We start from the raw sequence: 14,027 nt of genomic DNA on the forward strand, positions 1-14,027 counted from the left end.
CTTAATATTGGTCTTCGTAGCGCTTTGCGAGATCTTCGATGTTTTCTGGCGGCCAGGCTGGGATTTCCATTCCAAGATGGAGACCCATCGATGCCAGAACTTCCTTGATCTCGTTGAGCGACTTGCGGCCGAAATTCGGAGTCCGCAACATTTCGGCTTCCGTCTTCTGGATCAGATCGCCGATATAGACGATGTTGTCGTTCTTCAGGCAATTTGCCGAACGTACCGACAATTCGAGCTCGTCTACCTTCTTGAGCAGAGCCGGGTTGAAAGCGAGTTCCGCAACTTGTTCCTGCGGTGCTTCCTTCTGTGGCTCTTCGAAGTTGACGAAGACTGCGAGCTGGTCCTGAAGAATACGTGCTGCATAAGCAACTGCATCTTCACCGCTCACCGAACCATTGGTTTCGATATTGAGCGTCAGCTTGTCGTAATCAAGAACCTGACCTTCACGGGTGTTCTCAATCTTGTACGATACCTTGCGGATCGGCGAATAAAGGCTGTCAACCGGAATGAGACCGATTGGAGCATCTTCCGCACGATTGCGGTCGGCAGGCACATAGCCCTTACCGGTGTTGACAGTGAATTCCATACGGATTTCAGCGCCTTCATCCAGCGTGCAGATGACGTGATCCGGGTTAAGGATCTCGACATCGCCAACAGTCTGAATGTCACCAGCCGTAACAACGCCCGGGCCTTCCTTGCGGACAACCATGCGCTTCGGGCCTTCACCTTCCATACGGATGGCGATTTCCTTGACGTTCAGAACAATATCCGTTGTGTCCTCACGGACGCCCGGAATAGACGAGAATTCATGCAGAACGCCGTCGATCTGAACAGCGGTCACAGCAGCGCCGCGCAGCGAAGACAGAAGGACGCGACGCAGGGCGTTGCCGAGCGTCAGACCAAAGCCACGTTCCAGCGGTTCAGCGACCACGGTTGCACGATTGTGCGAGCCGTTGGTGATGAAATCCACCTTGTTCGGCTTAATCAGTTCCTGCCAGTTTTTCTGGATCATTTTGTTTTCCTCTATCAACCGTCGCTACTATCCAATCGTAGCGATCCTGTGAAGAACTGCAGAGGAACCCCGAACACAAGGTTCGAGGTTCATGCAGCATATAAACGAAATTAGACCCGGCGCTTCTTGCGCGGACGGCAACCGTTGTGCGGGATCGGCGTAACATCGCGGATCGACGTGATCACAAAGCCGGCAGCCTGGAGAGCGCGCAGCGCAGATTCACGGCCAGAACCCGGTCCGCAAACCTCGACTTCGAGGGAGCGCATGCCATGTTCCTGAGCCTTCTTGGCGCAATCTTCAGCAGCGATCTGTGCGGCAAACGGGGTCGACTTACGCGAACCCTTGAAACCCTGAGCACCTGCAGACGACCAGGCAATTGCATTGCCCTGCGCGTCCGTGATGGTGATCATGGTGTTGTTAAACGTCGAATTAACGTGGGCAACGCCCGACGAGATGTTTTTACGTTCGCGACGGCGAATGCGCTGGGCTTCTTTAGCCATGATAGTCCTCTCAAAACTCGATCTCGACACCGCCGTAGTTCCAGCGGCTACACCGGCCCTTTGATTAGGACCAGCACCGAACCCGCCCGATTAAGGGCAAGCCCGGCAGAACGATTGGTTCTGCCGATAATTACTTCTTCTTACCTGCGATAGCCTTTGCAGGACCCTTACGGGTACGTGCATTGGTATGCGTACGCTGACCGCGAACCGGCAGCGAACGACGATGACGAAGACCGCGGTAGCAGCCAAGGTCCATCAGGCGTTTAATATTCATCGAAACTTCACGACGCAGGTCACCTTCGACCCGGTATTCAGCATCGATTGCTTCACGGATCTGAAGTACTTCAGCATCCGAGAGCTGGTTTACGCGACGATCGTCAGCAATGCCAACTTTCGTTACGATCTGCCGAGCAAATTTCGGTCCAATCCCGTGGATGTACTGAAGCGCAATTACAACGCGCTTGTTCGTCGGGATGTTGACGCCAGCGATACGTGCCACGTCTGTTCTCCTTGAGTTGTAATAAATTCCATCAAAGGGACTTACCCTAAGACAGCATAAACTGACCGGTAACGGCCTTTTTCAATTTCCGCCGCAACCGACCATTCAAAAACCATTGAAGTGGCGCAGTCTTTGACGGAATCGCCCGAAAAAGTCAACTCTTAACTGTCCGTAAAGCTGCCAAAGCAACTTCACAGACATTAAAAGCAGTTTTTTGAAGCGATAAGCGATCAGAAAAACATACATTGTCTTTCTGATCGCAATTCTTAATCAGCTTTTTCAAGCATTACGCCGGAACGAGAATTCTCTCGATTTCGGCTGTAACTTCTTCAACAGGCGCCATACCGTTCAATACGCGCAACTCACCAGTACCGGCATAATAGGCCGAAAGCGGCGAAGTCTTTTCGCGATATTCAACGAGACGCTTGCGGAAAGCCTCCGGATTATCATCAGAACGAACCTGACCACCCTTGGCAATCGTCTCGGCCACACGGCTCTCAATCCGGTTGACCAAAGCATCTTCATCGACTTTCAGCTCAATGACAGCATCAAGCTTGAGACCTTTACCGAGCAGCATTTCGCCCAGCGCCTTAGCCTGCGGCACGGTGCGCGGATAACCGTCGAGAATGAATCCACCCGAACAGTCTGGCGCATCAATGCGTTCGGACACGATCTGGTTAACAATCTCATCGGACACCAGCTGACCAGCATCCATCACGGCTTTTGCACGCTTGCCAATTTCGCTCTGCTGAGCGACTGCTGCACGCAACATGTCGCCCGTCGAAAGCTGCGGTATTCCATGCTTCTTGGTAAGAAGTCCAGCCTGCGTCCCCTTACCTGCTCCGGGCGGCCCAAGAAGTATCAGTCTCATTTACTACGTTTCCCACCTCTGAGTTTGGACTTCTTGATCAGGCCCTCATATTGATGGGCGACAAGATGTCCCTGAATCTGCGCAACAGTATCGAGCGTCACGCTGACGACGATCAACAGCGAAGTACCGCCAAGATAGAATGGCACACCGGTTGCAGAAATCAGGAATTCCGGCAGAAGACAGACAAGTACGATATATATGGCGCCGACAACCGTAATGCGGGTCAACACATAGTCTATGTACTCGGCAGTACGCTCACCCGGACGAATGCCCGGAATGAAGCCGGAGTGCTTCTTAAGCTGATCAGCCGTGTCCTTGGGATTGAACACGATGGCTGTGTAGAAGAAGCAGAAGAATGCCATCAACCCAGCATAGAACAGCATATAAAGTGGCTGACCATGACCGAGAGCATTAAGAATGGTTGTACCCCAGGCTGGCATTTCAGCCGTATTTGCGAAACCCGCAACAGTCGCCGGCAACAATAGCAGCGACGATGCGAAGATTGGAGGGATAACACCAGCAGTGTTGAGCTTAAGCGGCAAATGCGAAGTATCGCCCTGGAACATGCGATTGCCAACCTGACGCTTCGGATACTGGATCAGAAGACGACGCTGTGCACGTTCAACGAAGACAATGATTGCAATAAGCGCGATCGCCAGAATGATAACACCAAGAATAAGGCCAGTGGACAGAGCGCCAGTGCGGCCAAGTTCCAGCGTACCAGAAATTGCGTGCGGAAGATTTGCAACGATACCGGCGAAGATAATAAGTGAAATACCGTTGCCGATACCGCGTGCCGTGATCTGTTCACCAAGCCACATCAGGAACATCGTACCGCCAACAAGCGTGATAACCGACGTAACCAGGAACATTGGCCCAGGATTTGTAACAATACCATTACCAGACTGGAGGCCAACCGAAATCGCATAAGCCTGCACGATCGCCAGCAGTACCGTGCCGTAACGGGTGTACTGGTTGATGATCTTACGGCCTGATTCGCCTTCCTTTTTCAGCGCCTCAAGCGTCGGCACAACCGACGTCATAAGCTGCACGATAATGGAGGCGGAAATATACGGCATGATGCCAAGCGCGAAAATGGCCATACGACCAACAGCGCCACCAGCAAACATGTTGAAAAGTCCAAGCACACCCTGGCTATGCTGCTGGAATGCCTGCGCAAGCGCCTCAGGGTTAATGCCGGGAAGCGGAATATATGTTCCAAACCGGTACACGAGCAGAGCGCCCAAAGTGAACCAGATACGCTTCTTGAGTTCTTCAGCTTTCGAAAAGGCCGAAAAATTGAGATTGGAAACTAGCTGTTCAGCAGCCGATGCCATTAAATTTCTCCGGTGAAAAGTCTCCGGCCCCCTATCCCAGCAAACACGCAACAAGAATCCGCGTGTCCTCGGACAAAAGACCTTACCCAGATATGCGCATTGGCATAAATGTGCAAGCGGCGGCACAAGGGCCGCCGCTTTTTATTTTATATCTGAAGTCTTATTCAGAAGCTTCAGCAGCTGCTTCGGGAAGCTTAATGCTGCCACCAGCTTTTTCGATCTTTTCGATCGCAGCCTTGGAAGCACCAGCAACGTCGAAAGCGACCTTTGCCTTGAGTTCACCGTCAGCGAGAACGCGAACACCATCAAGCGCACGACGAATCACGCCAGCAGCCTTCAGGCTTTCAATGTTCACAACAGCTTTGGCATCAAGCTTACCTGCATCAATCGCGGTCTGAATACGACCGAGCGATACAACGTTGAAGCTCTTCGCAAAGATGTTCGTGAAGCCGCGCTTTGGCAGACGACGGTAGATTGGCATCTGTCCGCCTTCAAAGCCGTTGATCGCTACGCCAGAACGGGACTTCTGTCCCTTGACGCCGCGGCCAGCGGTCTTGCCGGTGCCGGAGCCGATACCACGGCCAACGCGCTTACGCGCTTTAATCGAACCTGGCTTGTCACGCAGATCGTTGAGTTTCATGTCTCTATCCCCTGCGTTATCAGACCTCGTCCACGACGCGGACGAGATGCTGAACCTTGGCGATCATACCACGAACTGAAGGAGTATCCTCCAGTGTGCGGCGGCGGTGCATTTTGTTTAGTCCGAGACCGATCAGCGTTGCACGCTGTTCGGCTGGACGACGGATAGGGCTTCCGATCTGTTCGACCGTAACCGTCTTACCCTTCTTCTCAGCCATCACTCAAATCCCTTGTCTATGGCGTATCCGGTAGCTTCTTTATATCAATCCCTAACGCAAAACCGCATTGCAATTTTGCGGGAATTGATACGCACCGGACTGGCACAAACTATCGGCTATTCTTCTGAACCAACCACATCATGGCGACGAGCCTGAAGGGTCGAGTACTTGATGCCGCGCTGTGCAGCAATGTCCTTTGGATGCATCTGATGCTTCAGAGCGTCAAAGGTTGCACGAACCATGTTGTAAGGGTTCGACGAGCCGAGCGACTTAGCAACAACGTCCTGAACGCCAAGCGTTTCGAACACCGCACGCATAGGACCACCAGCAATGATACCCTTACCAGCAGGAGCTGCACGAAGCAGAACCTTGCCAGCGCCGTGACGACCCTGCACATCATGATGCAGTGTACGACCCGAACGCAGTGGTACGAAAATCATATCGCGCTTGGCAGCTTCAGTTGCTTTACGGATCGCTTCAGGCACTTCACGAGCCTTGCCATGTCCGAAGCCGACGCGACCCTTTTGGTCACCAACGACGACGAGTGCAGCAAAACCGAAGCGACGGCCACCCTTAACAACCTTAGCAACGCGATTGATGTGAACGAGCTTGTCAACGAATTCGCTGTCACGCTCCTCACGACCGCGGTCCTCGCGGTTACGTTCTCTCTGTGCCATATCCTATTCCTTTATTATTTTCCGGAAGCACAAAATATTAGAAGCTCAGTCCGCTTTCGCGAGCAGCTTCGGCGAGAGCCTTCACACGGCCGTGGTAAATAAATGCACCACGATCAAACACTACTTCGTTGACGCCGGCCTTAACTGCACGCTCAGCAACCAGCTTCCCAACAGCAGCCGCAGCTGCCTGGTCCGCACCGGTCTTGAGCTTGCCCTTCAGATCGCCATCCAGTGTCGATGCTGCTGCGATGGTAACACCGCGAACGTCGTCGATAACCTGAACGTAGATGTTCTTGGAAGAGCGGTGCACGCTGAGACGTGGACGGCCGTTTGCGACGGCCTTGACCTGACGGCGTACACGAGCAGCGCGACGCTGCAAAGTTTCTTTTGGCGATGCCATGACGCGCTTCCCTTACTTCTTCTTGCCTTCTTTGCGGACGATCTTCTCGCCAGCATACTTGACGCCCTTGCCCTTGTAAGGCTCGGGGCCGCGATATTCACGAATCTCAGCCGCAACCTGACCGACCTGCTGCTTGTCGATTCCCGAAACAACGATTTCCGTTGGCTTCGGTACGACTACAGTAATGCCGGCTGGCACGTCATAAATGACTTCGTGAGAGAAGCCGAGAGACAGCTGGACATTTTTGCCCTGCATAGCAGCACGATAACCAACGCCGCTAATCTCAAGCTTCTTTTCATAGCCCTTTTCGACGCCTTCGAAGATATTTACGATCATCGAACGCGACATGCCCCACTTGGAGCGAGCTTCTTTAGACTGATCACGAGGATCAACGCTTACAGCGCCGTCTTCGAGCTTAACCAGTACCTCATCGTGCACTACGAAAGACAATTCGCCCTTCGCGCCCTTAGCCTTGACGATCTGCCCATCAACACTGGCGGTCACGCCTGCCGGGACCGGCACGGGTTTTTTACCGATACGAGACATTTTTATACCTGTCTTCTATCTGTTCACTGTCAACCGCATCAGAAGATGCGGCAGAGCAGCTCACCACCAACGTTTTGTTCACGGGCTTCATGATCCGCCATTACACCCTTAGGTGTGGACAGGATCGAGATGCCAAGACCATTCGCAACCTGCGGAATCGACTTGACCGACACGTACACGCGACGGCCAGGCTTCGAAACGCGGGTCAGTTCACGAATGACTGGAACGCCTTCATAATACTTCAGTTCGATTTCGATCTCGGCTTTGCCGTTCACGAATTCACTCTGCGTGTATCCGCGAATGTAACCTTCTGACTGAAGAACATCCAGAACGCGAGCGCGGAGCTTCGAAGCCGGGGTCGAAACCTTGGTCTTCTTGCGGCCTACTGCGTTGCGAATACGGGTCAGCATGTCGCCGATAGGATCTGACACAGACATATGCTACTCCTTACCAGCTCGACTTAACTATGCCCGGAATCTGTCCGAGCGAACCCAACTGGCGAAGCGCAATACGCGACATCTTCAGTTTACGGTAATAACCACGCGGGCGACCCGAGATTTCGCAACGATTGCGAATACGGACCTTAGCGGAATTGCGCGGCAGTTCGGCGAGCTGGATAGTAGCGCGAAAGCGCTCATCCAACGGAAGGCTCTGGTTCATTACAACCGCCTTCAGACGTGCACGCTTGTCAGCATGACGCTTAACCAACTTTTCGCGGCGCTTATTGTTTTCGACTGCGCTAGTCTTGGCCATAGTATTTATACCTCGCTACGCTTGCCGTTACTGCCGAAACGGGAAGTTGAAGGCGCGCAGAAGAGCGCGGGCTTCATCATCCGTTGTTGCAGTCGTGCAAACGATGATGTCCATGCCCCAGATCTGATCAACTTTATCATAGTTGATTTCTGGAAACACGATGTGTTCCTTGACACCCATGGCGAAGTTGCCACGACCATCAAAGCTCTTCGGATTCAGACCACGGAAATCTCGAACGCGTGGAAGCGCAATCGTGATCAGGCGATCTAGGAATTCGTACATGCGATCCGCACGAAGAGTGACCTTCGTACCGATTGGCATATCTTCACGCAACTTAAAAGTTGCGATAGAATTACGGGCGCGAGTAATGACAGCCTTTTGACCGGCAATCAAGGCCAGATCTGCTGCAGCAACGGTTGGCTTCTTAGAATCGCCAGTTGCTTCGCCTACACCCATATTCAGGACAACTTTGCTGATGCGTGGGATCTGCATCTCGTTGTCATATTTGAATTCTTCAAGAAGAGCTTTACGGATTGTATCCTGATAAATCTTCTTAAAGCGTGGAAGTGCCTTAGCTTCAGTCATCAGATCACCGCTCCCGAACGCTTTGCGACGCGAACCTTCTTGCCGTCCTCAACACGGAAACCAACGCGAGTTGGCTTGCCGTCTTTTGGATCAGCAACAGCCAGGTTGGACAAATGGATCGGTGCCTCTTTCGAGATAATACCGGATTCCTGTGTCTGTGTCTGGCGCTGATGACGCTTCACAACATTAATGCCACGGACAAGCGCTTTGTCGTCCTTAGGCATAACCTGAAGAACTTCGCCTGTACGGCCCTTGTCCTTACCGGACAGCACGACAACGCTGTCGCCTTTGCGAATCTTTTGCATCGTCTTGCTTCCTTACAGAACTTCCGGAGCCAGCGAGATGATCTTCATGTGGTTCTTAGCGCGAAGTTCGCGCGGAACCGGTCCGAAGATACGCGTGCCGATAGGCTCTTTCTTGTTATCGATTAGAACAGCTGCGTTGTTATCAAAACGAATTACGCTGCCGTCTGCGCGACGGATGTCCTTGGCGGTCCGTACGACCACCGCCTTCATCACGTCACCTTTTTTGACGCGGCCGCGCGGAATAGCTTCCTTGATCGACACCACAATGATGTCTCCCACGGAAGCATAACGCCGCTTCGAGCCGCCCAGCACCTTGATGCACATGACACGACGTGCGCCGGAGTTATCCGCCACGTCGAGGTTTGTTTGCATCTGAATCATGACTGGCCGCCTTTTTTTCCTTCAGCTGGTTAAGGGCTCCTGCCCTACCTAAGCTGCGTGTTTGTAATTTAGCCCGCTGTTACGTTCGTGAGAACGATCCAGCGTTTGTCCTTCGAAATTGGCTTGGATTCTTCAATAGAAACCTGATCACCAATCTTGAACTGGTTGTTTTCGTCATGCGCTTTATATTTCTTCGACTGACGAATAGTTTTCTGGAGGAGCGGATGCGAATAGCGGCGCTCAACCTTTACTACAACAGTCTTATCATTTTTGTCGCTGACGACAACGCCCTGCAGAACGCGTTTAGGCATTATATTTTTCCTTATGCCTTGCTTTCGGCCGCCTTCTGGCGGGCGATGGTCTTAATACGCGCAATGTCACGGCGAACCTGCTTCACGCGCGCGGTTTTTTCAAGCTGGCCGGTTGCCTTCTGAAAGCGCAGGTTAAACTGCTCTTTCTTCAGCGAGCCGAGCTCTTCTGTAATCTGATCGAGGCTTTTCGCCCGAACGTCTGCGGCTTTCATGACTGCCCTCTTAATCTGCGATGCGCTGAATGAAGCGCGTCTTGACCGACAACTTTGCAGCGCCGAGTCTCAAGGCTTCGCGTGCCACATCTTCGGGTACGCCGTCAAGCTCAAACATTACACGACCTGGTGCAACACGTGCTGCCCAGTAGTCAACCGAACCCTTACCTTTACCCATACGGACTTCGGTAGGCTTGGATGTAACTGGCAGATCCGGGAAGATTCGGATCCATACACGACCGGCACGTTTCATATGACGAGTGATCGCGCGGCGAGCCGCTTCGATCTGTCGTGCTGTGACGCGGTCAGGCTCTACTGCCTTCAAACCGAATGCACCGAAATTAAGATCCGTACCGCCCTTCGAGTTGCCGTGAATACGGCCCTTGAACTGCTTACGGAACTTGGTGCGCTTAGGCTGCATCATTGTTCTCTACTCCAATTTTCTCGCCCGCGATGCGCTTTTTAAGCGTTTTCGCGGCGGCGGTTCTGCTGGGAACCCTGATTGTCACCCTCAACCGCACGACGTTCAGAAGCCATTGGGTCATGCTCAAGGATTTCGCCCTTGAATACCCAAACCTTCACGCCGCAGATGCCGTAAGCGGTCTGCGCTTCTGCTGTACCGTAATCGATATCAGCACGCAGCGTGTGAAGCGGAACGCGACCTTCGCGGTACCATTCCATACGTGCGATTTCAGCGCCGCCCAAACGACCGGAGCAGTTGATACGGATACCTTCGGCTCCAAGACGCATTGCCGACTGAACGGCACGCTTCATGGCGCGACGGAATGCCACACGGCGTTCAAGCTGCTGAGCGATCGACTGTGCGATCAGCGTAGCATCGACTTCCGGCTTACGAACTTCAACAATGTTGAGCGACGTATCGGAATTCGTCATTTCGGAAAGCTTCTTGCGGAGCTTTTCGATGTCTGCACCCTTCTTGCCGATGATGATGCCCGGACGAGCCGAGTGAATCGTCACGCGGCACTTCTTGTGCGGACGTTCGATTACGATCTTAGCGATCGCAGCCTGCTTGAGTTCGCTCTTAAGATACTCACGGATCTTAACGTCTTCGTGCAGCAGCTTGCCGTATTCACCGGTATTTGCGTACCAACGCGAATCCCAGGTGCGGTTAATGCCGAGACGAAAACCGATCGGATTAATCTTCTGGCCCATTATGCGGCCTCCCCTTTTTCCGCAACTTCGCGGACAACAATGGTGAGATGCGAAAACGGCTTTTCGATGCGGCTTGCCTTACCACGTCCACGAACGTGGAAACGCTTCATGACAATTGATTTGCCAACATAAGCTTCTGCAACGATCAGCGCGTCAACATCGAGATCATGATTGTTCTCTGCGTTGGCGATAGCCGATTCGAGCGTCTTTTTCACTGTTTCAGCGATCCGCTTGCGCGAGAACGTCAGATCAGCAAGTGCCGCATTAACTTTCTTGCCGCGGATAAGTGCCGCGACAAGATTAAGCTTCTGCGGGCTGACGCGAAGCGTACGGGCGACGGCTTTCGCCTCGTTATCCTTAAGCTGGCGGGGAGCCTTGGCCTTGCCCATCTGTTACTTCCTCTTTGACTTCTTGTCCGCGCCGTGACCGTAATAGGTACGCGTCGGCGCGAATTCACCGAACTTATGTCCAACCATTTCTTCGTTGATTGATACCGGCACATGCTTGTTGCCGTTATAAACACCGAAAGTCAGGCCAACGAACTGCGGCAAGATAGTGGAGCGACGGCTCCACATCTTGATAACTTCACTACGACCGCCTTCACGTACCTTCTCAGCTTTCTTGAGAAGATAGCCATCGACAAACGGACCTTTCCAAACTGAACGAGCCACTTTAGACTACCTCTCTTATTTCTTGCGCTGATGACGCGAACGCATGATGAATTTATCGGTCGCCTTGTTCGAACGGGTCTTTTTACCCTTCGTAGGCTTGCCCCAAGGCGTGACCGGATGACGACCACCAGAAGTGCGGCCTTCACCACCACCATGCGGGTGGTCAACTGGGTTCATAGCAACGCCGCGAACGTGTGGACGCTTACCGCGCCAAACAGAACGACCGGCCTTACCGTCATTGATGTTGCTGTGCTCTGGATTGGATACTGCGCCAACCGTTGCAAAGCATGCACCTGATACCAGACGCTGTTCGCCGGAGTTCAGACGCAGGATAGCCATACCCTGGTCACGTCCAACGAGCTGGGCATATGCGCCAGCCGAACGAGCAATCTGACCGCCCTTGCCTGGCTTCATTTCCACGTTGTGGATAATGGTACCAACTGGCATCGACGAAAGCGGCATTGCATTGCCTGGCTTAACGTCGACGGACTGGCCAGCAATGACCTTGTCGCCGGCTGCCAGACGTTGCGGAGCCAGAATGTAGCTCAGCTCGCCGTCTTCGTAGCGGATCAGCGCGATAAACGCTGTGCGGTTAGGATCGTATTCCAGACGCTCAACCGTTGCGACAACGTCGTGCTTACGACGCTTGAAGTCAACAAATCGGTAAGAACGCTTGTGACCGCCGCCCTGAAAGCGAACAGTGATACGACCGGTGTTGTTACGGCCACCCTTCTTGGACAGACCTTCGGTCAATGACTTGACCGGCTTGCCCTTGTAGAGTTCCGAACGGTCCACGATGACCAGCTGACGCTGTCCTGGCGTGGTCGGATTAAAGTGCTTGAGTGCCATTGTCTTTACTCCGTGGCCTCTCAGAGACCTGTCGAAACGTCGATGCTCTGGCCTTCGGCCAAAGTAACGATCGCTTTCTTGACATCGCTCTGGCGCCCGACAATGCCGCGGAACCGCTTCACTTTGCCTTTGCGCACAGTGGTGTTTACAGCCTTAACCTTGACGCCGAAAAGCGCTTCGATTGCAGCCTTGATTTCCGGCTTCGTCGCTTTGCGAGCTACGTTAAAGACGACCTGGTTATGTTCGGAAACAAGGGTCGACTTTTCGGTAATGACTGGGCTGACGATCACGTCATAATGGCGAAGATCGGTCATTTAAAACGCTCCTCGAGTGCTTCGACAGCTGCCTTGGAAAGCACGAGCTTGCCACGACGCAGGATGTCGTAAACATTGATGCCCTGCACTGGCAGAACATCGATGTTCGGGATGTTCGAAGCAGCACGCTGGAAGTTCACGTCGATCTCTGCGCCACCGATGAGCAGTGCATTTTCGAGACCGAGCTTGGCGAACTGCGACACTAGCTGCTTTGTCTTTGCTTCGGAAGCTGCCAGATCATCGATGATGATCAGGTCAGATGCCTTCGCCTTTGCCGACAAAGCATGACGCAGACCAAGAGCGCGAACCTTCTTCGGCAGATCATGATCGTGCGAACGGACAACTGGTCCGTGAGCCTGACCACCGCCGCGGAACTGCGGTGCACGTGCTGAATGGTGACGAGCGCGGCCCGTACCCTTCTGCTTGTACATCTTTGAACCGGTGCGGCTGATGTCGCTACGGCCCTTGGCATCATGAGAGCCCTGCTGGCGGCGAGCCAGCTGCCAGCGCACGACGCGCTGAAGAATGTCGTCGCGTGGATCAAGACCGAAGATATCTTCGTTAAGCTTGACCTTGCCGGCATCCTTGCCTTCAAGCGTTGTAATTGTGAGATCCATTATTCGGCTCCCTCAGTCGCGACAGCATCTGCTGCTACATTGTTTGCAGCCTGGCGCAGCGCTGCTGGCTTTGGTGCATTCTCTGGCAGCGAAACCTTGACTGCATCGCGAACCAGAATCCAGGCACCCTTGGAACCAGGAACTGCGCCGCGAACCAGAATAAGGCCACGATCAGTGTCTGTAGAAACAACTTCGATGTTCTGCGTTGTCACGCGGGTCTGACCCATGTGACCAGCCATCTTCTTGCCCTTGAACACTTTACCCGGATCCTGACGCTGGCCGGTCGAGCCGTGCGAGCGGTGAGTAACCGAGTTACCATGAGTAGCGCGATGACCAGCAAAGTTATGACGCTTCATAACACCGGCAAAGCCCTTACCAATCGAAGTTCCCGTCACATCGACCTTCTGGCCGGCGACGAAATGCTCTGCAAGAATCTCAGAGCCAACTTCAAGAAGGTTATCTGGCGAAACGCGGAATTCCGCAACTTTCGCCTTAGGCTCAACTTCGGCCTTCGCGAAGTGACCGCGCAGAGCCTTAGTTGTGTTCTTTACCTTGGCAAATCCAACGCCAAGCTGAACAGCTGTATAACCATTTTTTTCAACTGTACGCTGAGCTACCACGTGGCAGTCTTCCATGCGAAGAACTGTCACTGGTACATGTTCGCCGGCGTCGTTATAGACGCGGGTCATGCCCAGCTTTTGTGCAATAACACCTGAACGCATCGGGTTCGTTCCTTCCGTCCTCAAGCCGATTAAAGCTTGATCTCGACATCAACACCGGCGGACAGATCGAGCTTCATCAGCGCGTCTACAGTCTGCGGGGTTGGGTCAACGATATCGAGAAGACGCTTGTGCGTGCGCATCTCGAACTGTTCGCGGCTCTTCTTATCGATGTGCGGCGAGCGGTTAACTGTGAACTTTTCGATCCGTGTTGGAAGTGGGATCGGTCCGCGCACATTTGCACCGGTACGCTTAGCAGTCGACACGATTTCCCGGGTCGAAGCGTCAAGGATCCGATGATCAAACGCCTTAAGGCGAATGCGGATGTTTTGACCGTTCATTTGATCTGTTCCTTGTTACGCGGAGCGTTTCCGGAGAAACGCTCCTGTACAAATCTAATTACTCGATGATCGAAGCGACGATGCCTGCACCAAC

26 protein-coding genes are annotated in these 14,027 nt (G+C 53.2%); all 26 read right to left on the reverse strand.

What is annotated here, in order from left to right; all coding sequences use genetic code 11:
• Position 1: 1 nt before the first annotated feature.
• The 26 genes from CEV31_RS00510 to rpsJ all read right to left on the reverse strand — a co-directional run bounded on the left by CEV31_RS00510 (position 2) and on the right by rpsJ (position 13,933).
• Positions 2-1,015, reverse strand: a complete 1,014-nt coding sequence (locus CEV31_RS00510) for a DNA-directed RNA polymerase subunit alpha (protein ID WP_094504969.1) — start codon at positions 1,013-1,015, stop codon at positions 2-4.
• Between the two features lie 110 nt (positions 1,016-1,125).
• Positions 1,126-1,515, reverse strand: a complete 390-nt coding sequence (gene rpsK / locus CEV31_RS00515) for a 30S ribosomal protein S11 (protein ID WP_024897028.1) — start codon at positions 1,513-1,515, stop codon at positions 1,126-1,128.
• Between the two features lie 130 nt (positions 1,516-1,645).
• On the reverse strand, positions 1,646-2,014 hold the full coding sequence (gene rpsM / locus CEV31_RS00520) for a 30S ribosomal protein S13 (RefSeq protein ID WP_094504970.1): 369 nt from the start codon (positions 2,012-2,014) through the stop codon (positions 1,646-1,648).
• 286 nt (positions 2,015-2,300) lie between these two features.
• Entirely contained in the window at positions 2,301-2,885 is a 585-nt protein-coding gene (locus CEV31_RS00525; protein ID WP_094504971.1) for an adenylate kinase, read from the reverse strand.
• Positions 2,882-4,222 (reverse strand): preprotein translocase subunit SecY, encoded by a 1,341-nt coding sequence (secY, locus tag CEV31_RS00530; protein WP_094504972.1) that lies wholly within the window; start codon positions 4,220-4,222, stop codon positions 2,882-2,884. The genes CEV31_RS00525 and secY overlap by 4 nt, the downstream gene beginning before the upstream one ends.
• 160 nt (positions 4,223-4,382) lie before the next feature.
• Positions 4,383-4,862: a 50S ribosomal protein L15 gene (gene rplO / locus CEV31_RS00535; RefSeq protein ID WP_094504973.1), complete on the reverse strand. Its 480-nt coding sequence runs from the start codon at positions 4,860-4,862 to the stop codon at positions 4,383-4,385.
• A gap of 19 nt (positions 4,863-4,881) precedes the next feature.
• Positions 4,882-5,079 (reverse strand): 50S ribosomal protein L30, encoded by a 198-nt coding sequence (gene rpmD / locus CEV31_RS00540; RefSeq protein WP_094504974.1) that lies wholly within the window; start codon positions 5,077-5,079, stop codon positions 4,882-4,884.
• 116 nt (positions 5,080-5,195) lie between these two features.
• Positions 5,196-5,756, reverse strand: a complete 561-nt coding sequence (rpsE, locus tag CEV31_RS00545; protein ID WP_024897023.1) for a 30S ribosomal protein S5 — start codon at positions 5,754-5,756, stop codon at positions 5,196-5,198.
• A gap of 37 nt (positions 5,757-5,793) precedes the next feature.
• Complete coding sequence (rplR, locus tag CEV31_RS00550) at positions 5,794-6,156, reverse strand: 50S ribosomal protein L18 (protein WP_094504975.1); 363 nt, start codon at positions 6,154-6,156, stop codon at positions 5,794-5,796.
• Positions 6,157-6,168: 12 nt separating this feature from the next.
• Positions 6,169-6,702, reverse strand: a complete 534-nt coding sequence (gene rplF, locus CEV31_RS00555) for a 50S ribosomal protein L6 (protein ID WP_094504976.1) — start codon at positions 6,700-6,702, stop codon at positions 6,169-6,171.
• Positions 6,703-6,740: 38 nt separating this feature from the next.
• On the reverse strand, positions 6,741-7,139 hold the full coding sequence (gene rpsH / locus CEV31_RS00560; protein ID WP_007875325.1) for a 30S ribosomal protein S8: 399 nt from the start codon (positions 7,137-7,139) through the stop codon (positions 6,741-6,743).
• A 10-nt stretch (positions 7,140-7,149) separates the two neighbouring features.
• Positions 7,150-7,455, reverse strand: a complete 306-nt coding sequence (gene rpsN / locus CEV31_RS00565; RefSeq protein WP_094504977.1) for a 30S ribosomal protein S14 — start codon at positions 7,453-7,455, stop codon at positions 7,150-7,152.
• A gap of 27 nt (positions 7,456-7,482) precedes the next feature.
• Positions 7,483-8,040, reverse strand: a complete 558-nt coding sequence (gene rplE / locus CEV31_RS00570) for a 50S ribosomal protein L5 (protein WP_094504978.1) — start codon at positions 8,038-8,040, stop codon at positions 7,483-7,485.
• Positions 8,040-8,345, reverse strand: a complete 306-nt coding sequence (gene rplX / locus CEV31_RS00575) for a 50S ribosomal protein L24 (RefSeq protein ID WP_094504979.1) — start codon at positions 8,343-8,345, stop codon at positions 8,040-8,042. The genes rplE and rplX overlap by 1 nt, the downstream gene beginning before the upstream one ends.
• Positions 8,346-8,357: 12 nt before the next feature.
• Positions 8,358-8,726, reverse strand: coding sequence for a 50S ribosomal protein L14 (gene rplN, locus CEV31_RS00580; protein WP_094504980.1), 369 nt, complete (start codon positions 8,724-8,726; stop codon positions 8,358-8,360).
• 68 nt (positions 8,727-8,794) lie between these two features.
• Positions 8,795-9,037, reverse strand: coding sequence for a 30S ribosomal protein S17 (gene rpsQ / locus CEV31_RS00585; RefSeq protein WP_094504981.1), 243 nt, complete (start codon positions 9,035-9,037; stop codon positions 8,795-8,797).
• 11 nt (positions 9,038-9,048) lie between these two features.
• Entirely contained in the window at positions 9,049-9,249 is a 201-nt protein-coding gene (rpmC, locus tag CEV31_RS00590) for a 50S ribosomal protein L29 (protein ID WP_094504982.1), read from the reverse strand.
• Between the two features lie 10 nt (positions 9,250-9,259).
• Positions 9,260-9,673 carry a 50S ribosomal protein L16 gene (rplP, locus tag CEV31_RS00595; RefSeq protein ID WP_094504983.1) on the reverse strand — a complete coding sequence of 138 codons (414 nt, stop codon included), beginning with the start codon at positions 9,671-9,673 and terminating at the stop codon, positions 9,260-9,262.
• Positions 9,674-9,711: 38 nt separating this feature from the next.
• A complete protein-coding gene (rpsC, locus tag CEV31_RS00600) occupies positions 9,712-10,422 on the reverse strand; it encodes a 30S ribosomal protein S3 (protein WP_094504984.1) in 711 nt (236 codons plus the stop codon).
• Positions 10,422-10,811, reverse strand: a complete 390-nt coding sequence (gene rplV / locus CEV31_RS00605) for a 50S ribosomal protein L22 (protein ID WP_007875336.1) — start codon at positions 10,809-10,811, stop codon at positions 10,422-10,424. Before rplV ends, rpsC begins: the two co-directional genes overlap by 1 nt.
• A gap of 3 nt (positions 10,812-10,814) precedes the next feature.
• Positions 10,815-11,093, reverse strand: a complete 279-nt coding sequence (gene rpsS / locus CEV31_RS00610) for a 30S ribosomal protein S19 (RefSeq protein ID WP_094504985.1) — start codon at positions 11,091-11,093, stop codon at positions 10,815-10,817.
• A gap of 15 nt (positions 11,094-11,108) precedes the next feature.
• A complete protein-coding gene (gene rplB, locus CEV31_RS00615; RefSeq protein ID WP_094504986.1) occupies positions 11,109-11,942 on the reverse strand; it encodes a 50S ribosomal protein L2 in 834 nt (277 codons plus the stop codon).
• Between the two features lie 20 nt (positions 11,943-11,962).
• Complete coding sequence (locus CEV31_RS00620; RefSeq protein WP_007875343.1) at positions 11,963-12,256, reverse strand: 50S ribosomal protein L23; 294 nt, start codon at positions 12,254-12,256, stop codon at positions 11,963-11,965.
• A complete protein-coding gene (rplD, locus tag CEV31_RS00625; protein WP_094504987.1) occupies positions 12,253-12,873 on the reverse strand; it encodes a 50S ribosomal protein L4 in 621 nt (206 codons plus the stop codon). Before rplD ends, CEV31_RS00620 begins: the two co-directional genes overlap by 4 nt.
• Entirely contained in the window at positions 12,873-13,595 is a 723-nt protein-coding gene (gene rplC / locus CEV31_RS00630) for a 50S ribosomal protein L3 (protein WP_094504988.1), read from the reverse strand. The genes rplD and rplC overlap by 1 nt, the downstream gene beginning before the upstream one ends.
• 29 nt (positions 13,596-13,624) lie before the next feature.
• Entirely contained in the window at positions 13,625-13,933 is a 309-nt protein-coding gene (gene rpsJ, locus CEV31_RS00635) for a 30S ribosomal protein S10 (protein WP_002964363.1), read from the reverse strand.
• Positions 13,934-14,027: the final 94 nt, after the last annotated feature.

Source organism: Brucella thiophenivorans, assembly GCF_002252445.1.
Taxonomy (GTDB): Bacteria; Pseudomonadota; Alphaproteobacteria; order Rhizobiales; family Rhizobiaceae; genus Brucella; species Brucella thiophenivorans.

Excerpts from the sequence above, each read along its gene's own strand:
- CEV31_RS00510 (WP_094504969.1), bottom strand. The coding sequence starts at position 1,015 with ATGATCCAGAAAAACTGGCAGGAACTGATTAAGCCGAACAAGGTGGAT.
- rpsK (WP_024897028.1), bottom strand. The coding sequence starts at position 1,515 with ATGGCTAAAGAAGCCCAGCGCATTCGCCGTCGCGAACGTAAAAACATC.
- CEV31_RS00525 (WP_094504971.1), bottom strand. The coding sequence starts at position 2,885 with ATGAGACTGATACTTCTTGGGCCGCCCGGAGCAGGTAAGGGGACGCAG.
- secY (WP_094504972.1), bottom strand. The coding sequence starts at position 4,222 with ATGGCATCGGCTGCTGAACAGCTAGTTTCCAATCTCAATTTTTCGGCC.
- rplO (WP_094504973.1), bottom strand. The coding sequence starts at position 4,862 with ATGAAACTCAACGATCTGCGTGACAAGCCAGGTTCGATTAAAGCGCGT.
- rpmD (WP_094504974.1), bottom strand. The coding sequence starts at position 5,079 with ATGGCTGAGAAGAAGGGTAAGACGGTTACGGTCGAACAGATCGGAAGC.
- rpsE (WP_024897023.1), bottom strand. The coding sequence starts at position 5,756 with ATGGCACAGAGAGAACGTAACCGCGAGGACCGCGGTCGTGAGGAGCGT.
- rplR (WP_094504975.1), bottom strand. The coding sequence starts at position 6,156 with ATGGCATCGCCAAAAGAAACTTTGCAGCGTCGCGCTGCTCGTGTACGC.
- rplF (WP_094504976.1), bottom strand. The coding sequence starts at position 6,702 with ATGTCTCGTATCGGTAAAAAACCCGTGCCGGTCCCGGCAGGCGTGACC.
- rpsH (WP_007875325.1), bottom strand. The coding sequence starts at position 7,139 with ATGTCTGTGTCAGATCCTATCGGCGACATGCTGACCCGTATTCGCAAC.
- rpsN (WP_094504977.1), bottom strand. The coding sequence starts at position 7,455 with ATGGCCAAGACTAGCGCAGTCGAAAACAATAAGCGCCGCGAAAAGTTG.
- rplE (WP_094504978.1), bottom strand. The coding sequence starts at position 8,040 with ATGACTGAAGCTAAGGCACTTCCACGCTTTAAGAAGATTTATCAGGAT.
- rplX (WP_094504979.1), bottom strand. The coding sequence starts at position 8,345 with ATGCAAAAGATTCGCAAAGGCGACAGCGTTGTCGTGCTGTCCGGTAAG.
- rplN (WP_094504980.1), bottom strand. The coding sequence starts at position 8,726 with ATGATTCAGATGCAAACAAACCTCGACGTGGCGGATAACTCCGGCGCA.
- rpsQ (WP_094504981.1), bottom strand. The coding sequence starts at position 9,037 with ATGCCTAAACGCGTTCTGCAGGGCGTTGTCGTCAGCGACAAAAATGAT.
- rpmC (WP_094504982.1), bottom strand. The coding sequence starts at position 9,249 with ATGAAAGCCGCAGACGTTCGGGCGAAAAGCCTCGATCAGATTACAGAA.
- rplP (WP_094504983.1), bottom strand. The coding sequence starts at position 9,673 with ATGATGCAGCCTAAGCGCACCAAGTTCCGTAAGCAGTTCAAGGGCCGT.
- rpsC (WP_094504984.1), bottom strand. The coding sequence starts at position 10,422 with ATGGGCCAGAAGATTAATCCGATCGGTTTTCGTCTCGGCATTAACCGC.
- rplV (WP_007875336.1), bottom strand. The coding sequence starts at position 10,811 with ATGGGCAAGGCCAAGGCTCCCCGCCAGCTTAAGGATAACGAGGCGAAA.
- rplB (WP_094504986.1), bottom strand. The coding sequence starts at position 11,942 with ATGGCACTCAAGCACTTTAATCCGACCACGCCAGGACAGCGTCAGCTG.
- CEV31_RS00620 (WP_007875343.1), bottom strand. The coding sequence starts at position 12,256 with ATGACCGATCTTCGCCATTATGACGTGATCGTCAGCCCAGTCATTACC.
- rplD (WP_094504987.1), bottom strand. The coding sequence starts at position 12,873 with ATGGATCTCACAATTACAACGCTTGAAGGCAAGGATGCCGGCAAGGTC.
- rplC (WP_094504988.1), bottom strand. The coding sequence starts at position 13,595 with ATGCGTTCAGGTGTTATTGCACAAAAGCTGGGCATGACCCGCGTCTAT.
- rpsJ (WP_002964363.1), bottom strand. The coding sequence starts at position 13,933 with ATGAACGGTCAAAACATCCGCATTCGCCTTAAGGCGTTTGATCATCGG.